Below are 14,445 nucleotides of genomic sequence, written 5' to 3' on the forward strand. Positions count from 1 at the left end.
CAGAGCCTACTTTGTATTTAACATCTTTCTTTTTTCCATTTCTTCAGAAGCCAAAAGTACTTTTTGGGGTTCCCTATTGAGCTAATCTATTCCGTTAGTGGAAAGAGGATTTTTAAACACATTTATTATCTCTGCACAGCAGATAATATCCCCTTCAACTCCATTAAATCATCTATTACTATATCCGCCTGAACAAGTTCATCTTCTTGTGCAAAATCAAAATTACAACCAACTGCAATCAAACCATTCTCTTTTGCTGCATTTATATCAGATAAACGATCCCCGACTACCGCTGCTTCTTTTATATCATATTTGTTTAAAATACTTTTTACTAAGTCGCTTTTATTAAGCGAGTTTATTTGTTCAATACTAAATGTTTCAGTAACCCATTGGTCTAAAGCATAATAAGATACGATTGCTCGTAAATATCCAGTTAAACCATTACTTGCAATATAAATGGAACAATTATTTTCTTTTATATATGTAAAAATCTCTTTTACATTCGGATATAAAGCACCTTTTCCACTCTTAATGTTTTCAATTAATCTTTCTAAAAAATATGCATCTGTTTGTTCTCTTACTTCAAGAGAATGATTCGGTAGTAACGCTTCCCAAACTTTCGGTAACGGCACGCCCATAATTTCACGGTACTTATCAATAGGTGTTACCGTATCCCATAATTGTAATGAACGTAAATAATCAAAAGTATCATCTAACGATAATTCTAAAATTTTATCTGTTTGAAATAACGTTCCGTCCATATCAAAAATTAATGCTTGTAACATTTCATTCTCTCCTTTTGAATTATAATACAGTTTTACTTGATATATTTTTAAGCATCTCAACGATAATTTCTGAACAATAGTTTGCGGCCGTTTTCGCGAAGTCATCATAAGAAATTTGTGCTTCATCGTCTGCACTGTCAGAAATACATCGTATTACGAGAAACGGTACTTCATTTATGTAGGCAACATGTCCAATTGCTGCACCTTCCATTTCTGTACAATGCGGTGCATATTCGTCTATTAATTTCGCTTTTAGTTTTGAATCTTCAACAAAACATTCACCACTTACAATTCTTCCTTCATGAACCTCTATGTCTAAATTACTACTATTGCATGCAATACGTGCTAACTCCATTAATTTCTTACTTGCGTAAAACTCCTCTTGGAACGGGAATAAGTTTTTCATTTGAGTCTTACTTACATCATGATGAGTTACATTCGTTGAAATAACTATATCGCCAACTTTTATATCTGGGTGTAATCCGCCAGCAACACCGGTATTTATGATAGCATCTACATCAAATTTATGAACTAACGTTTGCGTACATGCGGCTGCATTAACTTTCCCTACACCACATCTTGTAACAATTATTTCTGTTTCCATGAATTCACCAATATAAAAAGGCATTCCCGCAATTGTTTGTTCCTCTTGTATAACTAATTTTTCTAAAAGTAAGTCTATTTCAATTTGCATTGCTCCAATAATGCCGATTTTATTCATGAATATAGTCTCCTTTTTCACTTATAAGCCTGCCAATATATTATGTAATGCACCGTAATTTTCAGCTATCCAATTCATTTCATTCGCAAAACGTGAAGGTGGTACACTATGCTGATCCATATTGGCATGAATCCACCAAGTACTCTCCATGTACCAAAGCATTTGAATTGCCTGAACAATATTCCCTACTGGAAAGTCTAATTCATTGCGGTACCCTTCTAAAAATGATGCAACAAGACTCTTATTTAAATCCCCATCATGTAAGGCACAAGATATAACCGCACGCCCAATATCGAATTCTACATAATCATAATCCATACGATCAAAATCTAGAATTGCTGAGACTTTATCGTTATGAAATAAGAAATTATCTACCCATAGATCGCGGTGCACCCATCCCTTATTACTATTATAAAATTGATCTATATTTACTAATTGTGTTGCTTCTTGCTGTAATTTTATATGGGAGAGAATATGTTCTTTTCCTAGCTTTTCTGCTTCTCTCCTTTTCTCTTCCCAATGTGTTAACCTTTCCTCTTTAGTAGGCGGAACAAATTTAGGGACTCCTCCTTCTATTAAAGTTCCGTCATTTAATAATTTATGCATATGACCTATTGTCTGACCAAGAGAGTGGATTTTCTTTTCATTCACCTTTCCCGGTGAGACTAGATTACCTTCTTTATGTTCTAATACTACAAATCTTTCATCACTCTTTGATATATGCATTACATTATTTTTATAGGTTAACAACTTTGGACATCTTACACCATTATTATGTAATCTTTGCTGTTGTTGTAATGCTTGCAATAACGTCAATGGGTTATATAACTTATATCGTTCTTTATTATATTGCTTTAATACAAAGTTCCCTACATCCGTTTCGAGTTTCCACTTCAAGTTTAACCAACCACGATGAATTGGAATTACTTTTTGTATTTTAAACTCAAATAAAGATTCGCACTCTACTTGCAGCTCTTGTAATATCATTTTAGCTTTTTCATTAGATAACGGCTCTATCATCTTTTTTATCCTTTCTTAAGTTGCTGTTCCTTTCATTCTCTCTACCAAAACTGAAATTAAAAATTTCGGAAGTACAAGTTGTCTCTTAAATCTTTTCGGCTGCGAAAGTAACCTATACAGCCATTCAGTTCCAGTATCCCTCATAATTTTTGGTGCTCTTTTTACTGTACCAGATAATATATCGATCATACCTCCAATACCAATAGATAGTGGAACGTTTAATGTTTGTATGTTTTCATAGATGAATTCTTCTTGTTTTGGTGAACCTAGTCCTACTAGTAGTAAGTGCGGCTTGAATTGCTTAATTTTCACTTTCACTTCTTCTATTTCTTCGCCATTTACAAATCCATGCTTTCCTTTAAACTGTGCTCCCGGGAACTGCTCATTTAATTTTTTTAGTGCCTTTTTATTACTTTCTGGCGCAGCTCCAAAAAGAAAGACACGATATTCATTGTCATTACAATATTTTATTAAATCGTGAGTGATATCTGCCCCAGTAACACGTTCTTTCAAAGTTCCTTTTAATATTTTTGAGCCTATTATGACGCCAATCCCATCCGCTGTTATTAAATCTGCAGAAAGTAACATCTTTTTAAACTGTTTTGATTTAGCCGTGCTTTCCTTTGCAGACATAACAATTTCAGGATTTGCAGTTACTACAAATCTTGGTTTCTCTTGTTGTTCATGTAGCCAACGTTTTAATAAACTTATAGCTTTTTCATATTCTAAAGTTGAAAAAGGTATCCCCTTTATAAGTTGGTTATCCACTATACTCTCCCCTTACATCAGTTGCAAATATTCATCAACATCTTTAGAAATTTGTTTAAAAGCTTTATCCCAGAATACATAGCTTGTTATATCGATTTCAAAATGTTTTTTCATAAGCTCTTCCACTGGAGCTTTTCCTGTTTCTCGTAAAAACTCCTTATATTTCGAATGAAAAGTACTCTTACTTTCTTTAGCTATTTCTAATAAACTAAAACTAGCTAAATACCCAAATGTGTATGGATAATTATAAAAAGGAACATCTGCAATATAAAATTGAATGTATTTCATCCACACAAAGGGCTGATATTTTGATAACGCATTCCCATATGCTTTTTCTTGCGCTACTATAGATAATGTCTCTATTTCATCAGCACTTAATGGACCTTCTTTACATTTCTCGTAAAAGTTCTTCTCAAATTCGTACGATGCTCGAATTGCCATTACATAATTAAAACAGTTTCTTATTTTCCAACTAAACAATGACTTTTTCATATCTATACTATCTGTTGTTTGAATTAGATAATTTATAAGCACCGTTTCAAAGAAAATAGATGCTGATTCAGCTGTACTCATTGGCAAATAATCATCTAAAAAAGAAGAGGATTGTTCAAAACTCATATTATAAAAATGCCAAGCATGTCCTAGTTCGTGGGCAAGTACTCTTACACTATCAATACTTCCGTCGTAACGCATTGAGATTCGAGATTCTTTTTCACTGAAAAAAGGAGCACAAAAGCCACCTGGTGCTTTACTGTCACTTGGCTCCGCATCTACCCATCCATTTACAATTGCATCCCGTGCAAACTCTGCTAATTCTTCATCTATATTTTTAAATGCATCGTATATGTTTTGTATTGCTACTGAAAAAGGAATAATAGCCTCATTATTTTCCTTTACTGTCATAAGTTCATGCCACGTCATCGAAGCTTTCCCTTTCTTATACACGTTTAAAGCATTTACTAATTTATCAAGATTTTCTTCTGTCGTATTCCACATTTGCAATAATACAGTTTCAGAAATACCATTTGAATGTAGAGATTGGGTTAAAATCTCTCTATCTACTAATCCATTACTCTTTGTATTACGCAATCTCCCTATTTGATTCAATACAGTAGCAAAAATTTCTTTTTCCTTATGTAAGGCATTTGTTAATAACTCGAATACTTCTAATCTTTCCTTTTCATTATCACTATTCATTGCAATATGATTTGCTTGTCCAAATGATAATTGCTTATTATTGTACTCAATTTCTATCTTATTTCTTAATTGTATGTACATATTTTCCCATGCATTTAGTTCATCCTTCATTAACCGAGTATTAATATTATTAGCGGTTTCCACTTCACTTTGTTGTATTACCTGCTGTACTTCGCTTTTTAGTTCCTTTACCTTCACAGTCAATCTAGTATTGTCAGATGAAACACTTTCTTCAGCCGATCGACAATACAAATAGTATTCTGCTTTTTCAATAGCTTGTATAAGTTTTGAAAGAATCTCTACATTTTTTGTCACATAATATTGTTCTTTCAACCCCAGTATTGGAGTTAGAATATCCTCAATTGGATACAATCGATCTAAATCCCACCTAGCAATTTCGTGCATTTTTATAGCCGCCTCCTATTTTTACAAATAGTTACAGATATTTCTCCCTACACAATTATATATGAAATAGAAAAATTTTAATATCTTTAAATATTTAGATTTCCACAAACTCATTCTTATTTATATTCTTTTCTTCTGCTACTGAAACGCACATAAAATAAACATATGAATGCTACGGCTACTGGAATCAGTACTACTCCTCCAATAAAAGGGTAAACAACTACGCAACATGTAAAAGCTACTATAGAAAAAATTTTGCCTAACCTATTCTTTATTAATTTCATTCCAGCCGCAGTACCGACAATGTATGTAACAATCCCTAACGAATTCGGTATTAAAACAATTTTATCTATGCTAATATGGAAAACGAAACTTATTAGCAAACCAATTATTGCAATACAACCTACAACTTTTATTGCATTTGTTGGCGTTTTTCTTTTTATATTAATATGTGCTAAATAACGTGGCGCAACTTTTTCCTCCCCTAATGAATAACCTAAACGTCCCATACTTGCAATAAATGCATTTGTTGTCCCTAAACAAATAATAAAAGCTACAAATCCGGTTATCCATCCAAATTGGTCGCCTAAAGTTTGCTTGATTACAAGCACTAAAGCTGTAGTATTATCAGTGTTTATATGATAGGATTTCGTTCCAATTACTGATAATGCAATACCAATATATAAAAATCCAATAATAACAATTGCAAATCCTGTAGACAAAATAATATTTCTTTTCCTAGGTGTTTTAAATTCTGGAGCTAAACTTGCAATAGCTTCCCACCCAAAAAACGACCAAAAAATTAATAATGATGCATCTATAATTGGATTTATTTCTAGCATAGAAATATGTATATTTATATGTTTCATTTCAATATAAGGAAGTGAACTTATAATTGTTATGATTAAAATAAAGGAAGTTAATACACCTATACATACTTGAAACAATCCACTCATTTTTAACCCGTATAAATTGAAGCCAATTGAAATACTTAAAATAATTAGCGCTATAACGTATGAAAAATATGATGGTAAAGCAAATACTTTCACTATATACATGCCACCGGTCAATGATACAACGATTTGTCCAACGCTACCCGCTATAAAAAAAGACCAACCTATAATGGCACCTATATTTTTGCCAAAAGCTTTTTCTGAAAAAGTAGCAATTCCACCTGCACTTGGATACTCAATTGATAAAAAAGCAAATGTGAATGCAAGTGGAATACTAAGTGATATCATAGCAAGCCAAGAAACAATGGCATTCCCTTCTGCTACACTTGCTGTCATACCAGGTAATATAAGAACTCCTGACCCTAAAACCGCTCCGACATATAAAGCTGTTCCCTTTTTAATTGAAATTGTTTCATTAAAATGATTAGACATTACATGCACCCCCATTTATACTTTAATTATAGAAAGTTATCAGTCTATTCAACATTAAAAAGTGCATGTAATCTGGCATTATATTTTATATTATGTATTTATTTCGGAATTTTACTTTCACATTTGTAAAGGAGCATAATTCATGGATGAAATCGATAAGAAAATAACCCTATTATTACAAGAGGATGCCAGAATGACAATTACAGAAATGACTGAGCATCTACACCTCAGCCGTCCTAGTGTCACAGAAAGACTAAAAAGGTTACAAGATGCAGGGATAATTGAAAAGTATACTGCTCGGATCTCTCTAGATGTCATTGGAAAATCACTTCAAGCATTTTTAAGAATCGAAAATTTAAAAATTCCATGCAAAAAATTTGAGGAGAAAATATACGAAGAACATAGAATACTTGAATGTCATCGAGTAACAGGTGAAAGTAGCTATTACTTAAAAGTAGCAGTTCACTCTATGAAGGAATTAGAGGAATTAATTGATATTGTTATACAATTTGGTACAGTCAAAACTTCGATGATTTTATCTTCACCAATACCATATCGACCTGTAATTATAGAATAGCAATAAAAGAGGTTATCCAAAAAGTATAAAATACTCTACTCTTTTGGATAACCCTTTACAATTTATAAGAACTTTTAACTAAACTTCTTTATAAATCCATTTTATTTTCAGCTGATATTTTAAAATACTTCGCAGATAATTTATAAGAGCGATTTTCATTATAAAAGTTACCTAATTCATAGGATAATTCAGCAACTAAACGATGTTGTTTTTTTTCTACTCCCACTTCAATTGCCTTTTGCATATTTTTCTCATATTCATAATAATCCCCACGTATTTTGAAGACTTTAGCTTTCAAACCATATAGTTGAACATGTGCAATTGGTACATCATAAATTGATAAAAAATGAAATGCTTCATTCATAACCTTATTAACATTTTTCCAATCTTTAAGTTCTATGTACATCTCTAACATGTTTCGTAATGCATATACCTTTTGATCTTTCTCCGATAAAAATTCACTTAATTCCAAAGTTTCTTCATAGTATTTAATGGCATTCGCATAGTCTTTCAAACCTTGATAAATTTTGCCGTAATCATAAGAAATTATAGGTAAATACTTTGAATCACCATTAATAGCCAAACTATTTTCTACTTGTTGTAAACTTTCAAGTGCCTTTTCATATAATTCATCCATAATATACAATATTACAAGCATTAAAAGTGTATTTACTACGTTCTTCTGCATACCATTTTTTCTGTATATGTTGTAAGCTTTTAAGGCATACAAACGACTAATACTTTTATCTTTATAAAGCTCCTTATATACATGACATAAATTATAGTATATATGACCATGTTGTTCAGTTTCTTCTGCACCCAGTAAACTCTCAGCCTGTACATATATATCATGAGCAGCACTGTAGTCTTGTTTATTATAAAAATATAAACCTCGAGCTTTTAAATAATAAATATAATCTTCAGGATCTTCTATTTCAACCTGACTTGGTATCATTTGCGAAGCTTGAACTAGAAGCGACTTCACATATAACATATTTTTTTGCCGGGCATGATAGTATATAAGTACACCATATACCTTTAGTAATAAAGGGATTGAATCTACTTCACGAACGTAGAATTCTAACAAAGATAAGTCAGCTTCTGTAATACTTTTATCTTTTTTATATTTATTACATACTTTAAAAATAGTAATCTTTATTTCCTCATAATTTCCATTTATAAGATAATCGCTATCTACATCTAACTTCTTAGAAACTTTTTTTATAAAAGAAGATGACGGTTTTATTTTTCCACTTTCTATTCTACTTAAATATGTTATTGAACATATTCCTGATACGAGCTCCCCCTGTGTTAATCCTTTATGCATTCGAACATGGCGAATACGTTCCCCTATTTCCATCTTTCTACTCTCCCTGCTTAACCATTTCTTACTTTTTACCAAATCAGCCATTATGTATTGCTTAATCTTTCATATTAAGAAAATGTATAATTTCACAAATGTAAAAAAATGTATCACACATTGTAATTTTACATTCATACTATGATTATTTCTAGATGGCTTGTTAAATTTTATGGTTAAAATTTGGGTTTTTCGTCCATTTTTTTCATGAGATTTTACTACTTGTTATTAACAAAGACAGAGTCATATACTTGAATTACGATAAACTTAATGAAAAGGATTTAACTACATGTAAACTATTATTAAACTATTATTATTCATTTAAGATAGTTATAGTTCATTACATTTATCTAGTAGATAGAAGATATCTATTGTAAACAATAAAATCAAATAAATTTAATAGATGGATTATCAATATCAAATCCTAGAAATTAGTTTGTCGAATTATTTAATAAATACGAAAGGATGATACACATGTTTGTAAGACTTAAAGATGCATCTTCACGAAAAATAGTAAGATATGTTGGAGGCGCTGCTTTACTTTTAATATTCGCTTCTTTCATTTTTCAGTGGAAAAACGACTTAGTAATTGATCAAACTGAACGATTCGGCTTTGGACTAGCGATTATCACTTTCCTATCTACCTTCTTACCTTTTAAAGAGAAAGTTAATAAATAATTACATATAAAGTGAAACTTTAATCAGTGTGGGGTTTGTGTCTTACTGCTCGTTAAAGCGGGATAAATTAGATTAAAAAAGGATTGATCAAATGATCAATCCTTTACTCTACTTCATTTAAGAAAAACAACGTTATAACGCCAGGTCCTGTATGTGCTCCGATTGCTGCACCAATTGTATTTACGATAAATACTTCACAGCCAAATCTTTCTGTAATTAATGCTTTTAATGCTTCAGCTGTTTCTAAATCGTCACCGTGAGTTATACCGATTGTTTGACCTTTAAGTTCTTTTCCACGCTCTTCCATTATATCGACAATTCGGCCAAGTACTTTCTTTTTCCCTCTTACCTTTTCAAGTGGTACAAGTTTTCCTTCTTCCACGTTTAAGATCGGTTTAATGTTTAGTAAACCACCGATAAATCCTGCGACTTTACTTAAACGTCCACCTCTCACTAAGTACTGTAAATCAGCTACAGTGAAGATATGTTCCATATGGTTCATTAGAAAATCAACACGCTTTAAAATATCTTCTTTTGATGCACCGTTTTTCGCCATTTTAGCAGCTTCTAATACGACAAGCCCTTGACCGAGCGAGGCACATTTCGTATCGATAATTTCTAAATCTAAGTTAGCATATGTTTCTTTTACTTCCTCTTTAATGAGAACTGATGATTGATATGTACCAGACAGTTCAGATGAAAAAGCTAAATATATACAAGGATTACCTTCTTTTGCATAAGAAACAAATTTTTCCTGGAAAGTTTCAAGTGAAGGCAATGACGTTCTATAAACAGCGCCTTCTCTCATATTTTGCAATAATGTAACTGACTCTAATGTAACTCCATCTAAATACTCTGTTTCTGCTTCATCATAAACACGGAGTGGAATTAAATCAATATCATATGCTTGCAGCAATTCTACCGGTAAATCCGCCGCACTATCCGTAATGATTTTAACACCCATTTTTAAACCTCTATTCTGTTATAAATATAAAAAATATAAAATAAAAATAGTACTTTTAAATTATATACGTAAAACTTAAATGAAGAAAGGAAAACACTTTATATTGTATGCACTATTCTTCAAAACTTGAACTGTTAATGAAAATGATTCTATTTTAAACACCTTTTTCTTATTATTTTTCTAAAACACGAATAATTTTATAAGTATTTTGTATATTTACCTGTAAGATGCACTATATCTAAAAAAGGTTAAACATTTTATAAAATATTTAATTTTACTAGTAAAGCTAATAAAATTTGGAGAAGAATTTGAACATTTACTGCTATGTCTGTATCCGTAGTCGTAACTGTAACATTTCTAGAATTTCTAATAACAGTTTCTTGTTTATTAATTTGTTTAATAGATGATTTTTGAAACAATTCTTGTGCTACGCGGTCAGCTTTTTCACTATCTGCTATAGAAATACTTATTATAACCACGATAGCTGCTTGTAATGCTGCTTGAATAGATAAAGCAGCTTTTGTATCTGTAGTAGTAACTTCTACATCTGCTGAATCTACAATTGTAATAGATTCTTCAGAAATTTGGTAAGTTTTACTTTCTTGCGCAGCTGCTTCTGAAACGCTAGCATTTTTAAAAGACGGATGAGGATTTGAGGAATCTAATGCACTCCACTTTTTATTTTCATCTGAATGACATTTTTTGTCCATATGTTCACCCCCTTTCAATCTAAATAATTATTAACTTGTGATTGTATTTCAGAAACAATACTTTTAATTTGCTGCTTTTTTTCTGGTGATAAATTTTTTAATTTTTCTTCATTTATCCCATGCCTATTAAAAATATCTGAGAGTAAAAGGTCTATAATTATATTCTTTTGATCCTTATCAAACTTAAAGGAAGAAAATTTATTTAAATCATCCATTTACAATGTTCACTCCTATCAGTTTTCTATAAAAATTTCAATTAACTACCAGCATTATATGCATTTAAATAAAAATTGCTTGGACGAGTAACTTAATCTTCTATTTTCACTTCTTTTTACTAATAAAATCAAAAAGCTGTCTTCTAATACGAAGACAGCTTTCCTTTACTTCACATATATAAGTTTTATTCACTGTTAAATAATAAGTTCACCTTTGTTATTGTGTAGTTTTCCACACTTAATTTCCCATCAATCTTGAATATTAATTCAGCCATAATGAGAAGTCCAAGCTTGTACCACATATTACAACAAAAAATATTTACTTAGAGTGAACCCTTGTAGCTAAATATAAATGGGATAGACACTTTATAAAATGTTTAGTTTAACTAGTAACGCTAATAAAATTTGAAGGAGAATTTGAATATTCACTGCAATATCTGTATCAGTAGTTGTTACGGTTACGTTTCTGGAATTTTTAATAAATGTTTTTTGTCTATTAATTTGTTTAATAGATGATTTTTGAAATAATTCTTGTGTTATTTTATCTGCTTTTTCACTATCTGCTATAGAAATACTTACTACAACCACAATAGCTGCTTGTAATGCCGCTTGGATAGATAGTGCAGCTTTTGTATCTGTAGTAGTAACTTGTACATCTGCTGAATCAACTATTTCAATATATTCCTCAGAAACTTGATCGATTTCACCTGCTTGGATAGCTTCCTCTAACAAATTTGCATTTTTACTAAATGAATAAGAATTTACTGATTCGGAATCCTGATTTATTGGCTCAGAAACCTGTTTTTTTGGTTCAGAACCCCGATTTAATGGATCACGTTTTTTCTTTCTTCTACAAACTTCACAATCACACATAAAATCACCCCTTTTAGTCTTAAAAATTAGCAATATTAAAATATTGACTAACTAATAGCATTTTATGTATTTTTTAAAAATTTGTTTGGACAAGTAACCTAATCTTCTACTTCTTTTTCTAATAAAAGAAAGCTGTCTTCAAATAAGAAGACAGCTTTCTTTGTGATTACTCAATAATAGATTTCATACAATATAATTGTTCCTTCCTTATAACCTGAGTTCGTCACTTTAGTTATAAAAATGTGGGTATATCCTATAACCTTTTTTAGGGATCATCCATAATTTATTTCATAAAAAGTGCTTTGTTTTACTGAAAGGTGGTTGCGGAAACAACCGCCTTTTTATTCGGGACAAAATAAAACTTTTATATAAAAGGCCCATAATTAAATACACTTAACTTCATATGATATATTGCATCCTTTCTTTTTAGAATGAGTAGTCGTTACTGAAGGGCACTTTTCGAAGTGCTCTTATTTTTAAATCCCATTCCCTTTCTCAGAAGGAGTTTTTTACTAAATCCTAATACGATTTTTATCACTCGGACTGTTGATTATCATATTTCCTTACTAGTTCCAATAAATATAGTAGCTATCAATTAAAGTAAGTCTATAAACTCTATACGCTTAAACAATAATGCATTACCAAACACATGAACTACTATTCTTTTTGACTATGTAACACTATATTCACAAGGTTATTTTCCTTTGCTTGGTGAAGCCATCATTTCACCCCCAACAAACCCACGCCTTTAACTAATAACTTAAACAAATGTGCTATAGCTAGGTTCTTTTGATATAGCATCTTATGTTCTATATAATGGAGATAGAGCTAGTATTCGGAGGGAGGATGTATATGAATATTCAACTGGCCACATCTAATGATCTAGAATGGATTAATAATCAATATGACTCAATAGGATTTGTACGAAGTGATTTAAATCGAGATATGGTGGCAATCATTACATACGACAATGTGTATGCAGGTGTTGGTCGATTAGTCCAAATAGATAAAGATACGATAGAAATGGGTGGAATTTTTATTCTTCCTCAATTTAGAGGGTTACAATTAGCTGGGGAACTTGTATCATTTTTAGTAGTAACTGCGCAAAAATTACAAGTAAAAAATGTATATTGTCTTCCTTTTGAAGAATTAGAAAACTTTTATAAGAAATACGGCTTTACTGAAGTTGATGCTACAAAAGAGGTTATCCATCCAATTATTCTAAAAAAATATAACTGGTGTTTGGATACTTATGATAAACATGTTTTACTATTCAAGTTGTGAGTTTCTAAATTAGGATTTAACACCTTGTATTTCCCCACATGTAAAAAAGATTTATCACGTTTCACCTAGTTAATTAACGTATTGTTAATTACTACATTGGCAGTCTTTCACTTCCAATACATGTTAGCTAGCTTGTTTGCAGACTTGCTAGCACTTTTTGTGTTTCTTTATTACAAACTCCTAAAAAAATTCAACTGATTGATAGCGATATAATCATTTATGTAATTCGCACACGAACTTCCTGTTCTTGTAATAATTGGACGTTTAGTTCCAATATAATATTTTGCATTAACTGGTAGATCTTATCATGATTTTCACTTTGTTCTGATGTAAATTCAATACACTGAAATATATAGCCTTCTACACGTAAGCTTCCTTTTTCAATTATAGATGGATTTTTTCCTTTCTTTATTATTTTTGGCAATAAGAATTCTTTGTTTGTTACAATAATTTCCTGTGATACTTCTTTTATTTCTATAACTGTTTCTTTAAAAACAATCTTTTCTATTAAACTAATTTCACCTTTATACCTCCCTATTTCAATTGGTAATTTCGCAGTTATATAATTATTTACATCTGCTTCAACTTCCTTCTCTAATATTATACCGTGGATAGGAATCCATGAAGATGAGCCTACCCAACTCTCTTCAATATTCCCTTTTTCTTTTTGATTAGAAAGTTCTAAAAGTACCCTCTTTTCATGAAGGTTTGAAGAAACTAAATTACAATCAATTTCTCCATGATAATATTCCATTGTAGTTAGTAACGTAGAATCCAGCTCACGTCCTCTTGCATCTTCTTCATTACGAAATACATATACTTCTTGATTTTTCACATTCATATTAGGGGATTTTTTAAAACTAGTAACATCTGAAATAATAGAAAATGGGGTTTTCACTTCTATTGAACGTTCTGAATTCGCTATTTTTGATTCAGAATCTATACTTTTGCCCTCTAATCCACTCGTTTTATGTTCTTTTCCTAGGACAATTTTTTCATTTTTTTTCTCAGAATCATTTGCTTTTTCTTCCTTTTGGGACTCTGGTTCTTTATTTTCTTTCTCTGCTTGTATTGCTTTTTCTTCTTTTTTTGACTTTGGCTCTTTACTTTCTTTCTCTGCTTGTATTGCTTTTTCTTCTTTTTTTGACTTTGGTTCTTTACTTTCTTTCTCTGCTTGTATTGCTTTTTCTTCTTTTTTTGACTTTGGTTCTTTATTTTCCTTTTCTGCTTGTATTGCCTTCACCGTACGTTCTGGTCCTTTACCTTCTTTCTCTACTTGTATTGTTTTCTCTTTTTTCTCTGACTCTGTTTGTTTACTTTTCTTATTTTCTCTTATTTCATGAGATTTCTCTAGAGCAATCAGTATTTCCCCTTTGTAAACTTTGTTCCATATTTTCTTACCAACCCATGGATTTTTCATCACCATCCCCCCACTAATGAAACTAATAAAAATATATTTTTGTACACGACCATTTCATTATTATATGTTTTATAAAACTAAAA

Annotated in this window: 13 protein-coding genes and 1 pseudogene; 3 read left to right on the top strand and 11 right to left on the bottom strand. The window is 31.0% G+C overall.

The genetic code is table 11. From position 1 onward, the window contains the following. Window positions 1–125: 125 nt before the first annotated feature. The 5 genes and pseudogenes from EKQ63_RS30705 to EKQ63_RS15225 form a co-directional block, all read right to left on the bottom strand. A pseudogene (locus EKQ63_RS30705) lies at window positions 126–1,506 on the bottom strand (5'-methylthioadenosine/adenosylhomocysteine nucleosidase). 21 nt (window positions 1,507–1,527) lie between these two features. After that, on the bottom strand, window positions 1,528–2,526 hold the full coding sequence (locus EKQ63_RS15210; RefSeq protein ID WP_143881221.1) for a phosphotransferase: 999 nt from the start codon (window positions 2,524–2,526) through the stop codon (window positions 1,528–1,530). Window positions 2,527–2,541: 15 nt separating this feature from the next. After that, entirely contained in the window at window positions 2,542–3,294 is a 753-nt protein-coding gene (locus EKQ63_RS15215; RefSeq protein WP_087953407.1) for a WecB/TagA/CpsF family glycosyltransferase, read from the bottom strand. Between the two features lie 12 nt (window positions 3,295–3,306). Continuing rightward, complete coding sequence (locus tag EKQ63_RS15220; RefSeq protein WP_143881222.1) at window positions 3,307–4,896, bottom strand: M3 family metallopeptidase; 1,590 nt, start codon at window positions 4,894–4,896, stop codon at window positions 3,307–3,309. Window positions 4,897–5,012: 116 nt separating this feature from the next. Then, window positions 5,013–6,281 carry an APC family permease gene (locus EKQ63_RS15225; protein WP_087953405.1) on the bottom strand — a complete coding sequence of 423 codons (1,269 nt, stop codon included), beginning with the start codon at window positions 6,279–6,281 and terminating at the stop codon, window positions 5,013–5,015. Window positions 6,282–6,423: 142 nt separating this feature from the next. Here EKQ63_RS15225 and EKQ63_RS15230 point away from each other — a divergent pair, with 142 nt between their 5' ends. Then, window positions 6,424–6,858, top strand: coding sequence for an Lrp/AsnC family transcriptional regulator (locus EKQ63_RS15230; protein ID WP_087953404.1), 435 nt, complete (start codon window positions 6,424–6,426; stop codon window positions 6,856–6,858). Between the two features lie 88 nt (window positions 6,859–6,946). On the opposite strand, the gene EKQ63_RS15235 is transcribed toward EKQ63_RS15230, so the two are convergent. After that, on the bottom strand, window positions 6,947–8,218 hold the full coding sequence (locus tag EKQ63_RS15235; protein ID WP_087953403.1) for a helix-turn-helix domain-containing protein: 1,272 nt from the start codon (window positions 8,216–8,218) through the stop codon (window positions 6,947–6,949). Window positions 8,219–8,692: 474 nt separating this feature from the next. Here EKQ63_RS15235 and EKQ63_RS15240 point away from each other — a divergent pair, with 474 nt between their 5' ends. Next, window positions 8,693–8,896 (top strand): hypothetical protein, encoded by a 204-nt coding sequence (locus EKQ63_RS15240; RefSeq protein ID WP_000498065.1) that lies wholly within the window; start codon window positions 8,693–8,695, stop codon window positions 8,894–8,896. A gap of 103 nt (window positions 8,897–8,999) precedes the next feature. Here the strand turns inward: EKQ63_RS15240 and EKQ63_RS15245 are convergent, their stop codons facing one another. From EKQ63_RS15245 to EKQ63_RS15260, 4 genes are all read right to left on the bottom strand, one after another. Then, window positions 9,000–9,860, bottom strand: coding sequence for a DegV family protein (locus tag EKQ63_RS15245; protein WP_087953402.1), 861 nt, complete (start codon window positions 9,858–9,860; stop codon window positions 9,000–9,002). Between the two features lie 257 nt (window positions 9,861–10,117). Then, window positions 10,118–10,570, bottom strand: coding sequence for a spore coat protein (locus EKQ63_RS15250; RefSeq protein ID WP_087953401.1), 453 nt, complete (start codon window positions 10,568–10,570; stop codon window positions 10,118–10,120). 14 nt (window positions 10,571–10,584) lie between these two features. Next, window positions 10,585–10,785: a spore coat protein W gene (locus tag EKQ63_RS15255; RefSeq protein WP_000342253.1), complete on the bottom strand. Its 201-nt coding sequence runs from the start codon at window positions 10,783–10,785 to the stop codon at window positions 10,585–10,587. A gap of 366 nt (window positions 10,786–11,151) precedes the next feature. After that, complete coding sequence (locus tag EKQ63_RS15260; protein ID WP_087953400.1) at window positions 11,152–11,658, bottom strand: spore coat protein; 507 nt, start codon at window positions 11,656–11,658, stop codon at window positions 11,152–11,154. A gap of 852 nt (window positions 11,659–12,510) precedes the next feature. On the opposite strand from EKQ63_RS15260, the gene EKQ63_RS15265 reads away from it, so the two are divergent. Further along, complete coding sequence (locus EKQ63_RS15265) at window positions 12,511–12,942, top strand: GNAT family N-acetyltransferase (RefSeq protein ID WP_087953399.1); 432 nt, start codon at window positions 12,511–12,513, stop codon at window positions 12,940–12,942. A gap of 217 nt (window positions 12,943–13,159) precedes the next feature. On the opposite strand, the gene EKQ63_RS15270 is transcribed toward EKQ63_RS15265, so the two are convergent. Then, window positions 13,160–14,362, bottom strand: coding sequence for a BC_2427 family protein (locus EKQ63_RS15270; protein WP_143881223.1), 1,203 nt, complete (start codon window positions 14,360–14,362; stop codon window positions 13,160–13,162). Window positions 14,363–14,445 lie beyond the last annotated feature (83 nt).

This window comes from Bacillus sp. BD59S, assembly GCF_007363175.1.
Classification (GTDB): Bacteria; Bacillota; Bacilli; order Bacillales; family Bacillaceae_G; genus Bacillus_A; species Bacillus_A pacificus.

Excerpts from the sequence above, each read along its gene's own strand:
- EKQ63_RS15265 (WP_087953399.1), top strand. The coding sequence starts at position 12,511 with ATGAATATTCAACTGGCCACATCTAATGATCTAGAATGGATTAATAAT.
- EKQ63_RS15260 (WP_087953400.1), bottom strand. The coding sequence starts at position 11,658 with ATGTGTGATTGTGAAGTTTGTAGAAGAAAGAAAAAACGTGATCCATTA.
- EKQ63_RS15235 (WP_087953403.1), bottom strand. The coding sequence starts at position 8,218 with ATGGAAATAGGGGAACGTATTCGCCATGTTCGAATGCATAAAGGATTA.
- EKQ63_RS15225 (WP_087953405.1), bottom strand. The coding sequence starts at position 6,281 with ATGTCTAATCATTTTAATGAAACAATTTCAATTAAAAAGGGAACAGCT.
- EKQ63_RS15255 (WP_000342253.1), bottom strand. The coding sequence starts at position 10,785 with ATGGATGATTTAAATAAATTTTCTTCCTTTAAGTTTGATAAGGATCAA.
- EKQ63_RS15270 (WP_143881223.1), bottom strand. The coding sequence starts at position 14,362 with ATGAAAAATCCATGGGTTGGTAAGAAAATATGGAACAAAGTTTACAAA.
- EKQ63_RS15220 (WP_143881222.1), bottom strand. The coding sequence starts at position 4,896 with ATGCACGAAATTGCTAGGTGGGATTTAGATCGATTGTATCCAATTGAG.
- EKQ63_RS15250 (WP_087953401.1), bottom strand. The coding sequence starts at position 10,570 with ATGGACAAAAAATGTCATTCAGATGAAAATAAAAAGTGGAGTGCATTA.
- EKQ63_RS15230 (WP_087953404.1), top strand. The coding sequence starts at position 6,424 with ATGGATGAAATCGATAAGAAAATAACCCTATTATTACAAGAGGATGCC.
- EKQ63_RS15210 (WP_143881221.1), bottom strand. The coding sequence starts at position 2,526 with ATGATAGAGCCGTTATCTAATGAAAAAGCTAAAATGATATTACAAGAG.
- EKQ63_RS15240 (WP_000498065.1), top strand. The coding sequence starts at position 8,693 with ATGTTTGTAAGACTTAAAGATGCATCTTCACGAAAAATAGTAAGATAT.
- EKQ63_RS15245 (WP_087953402.1), bottom strand. The coding sequence starts at position 9,860 with ATGGGTGTTAAAATCATTACGGATAGTGCGGCGGATTTACCGGTAGAA.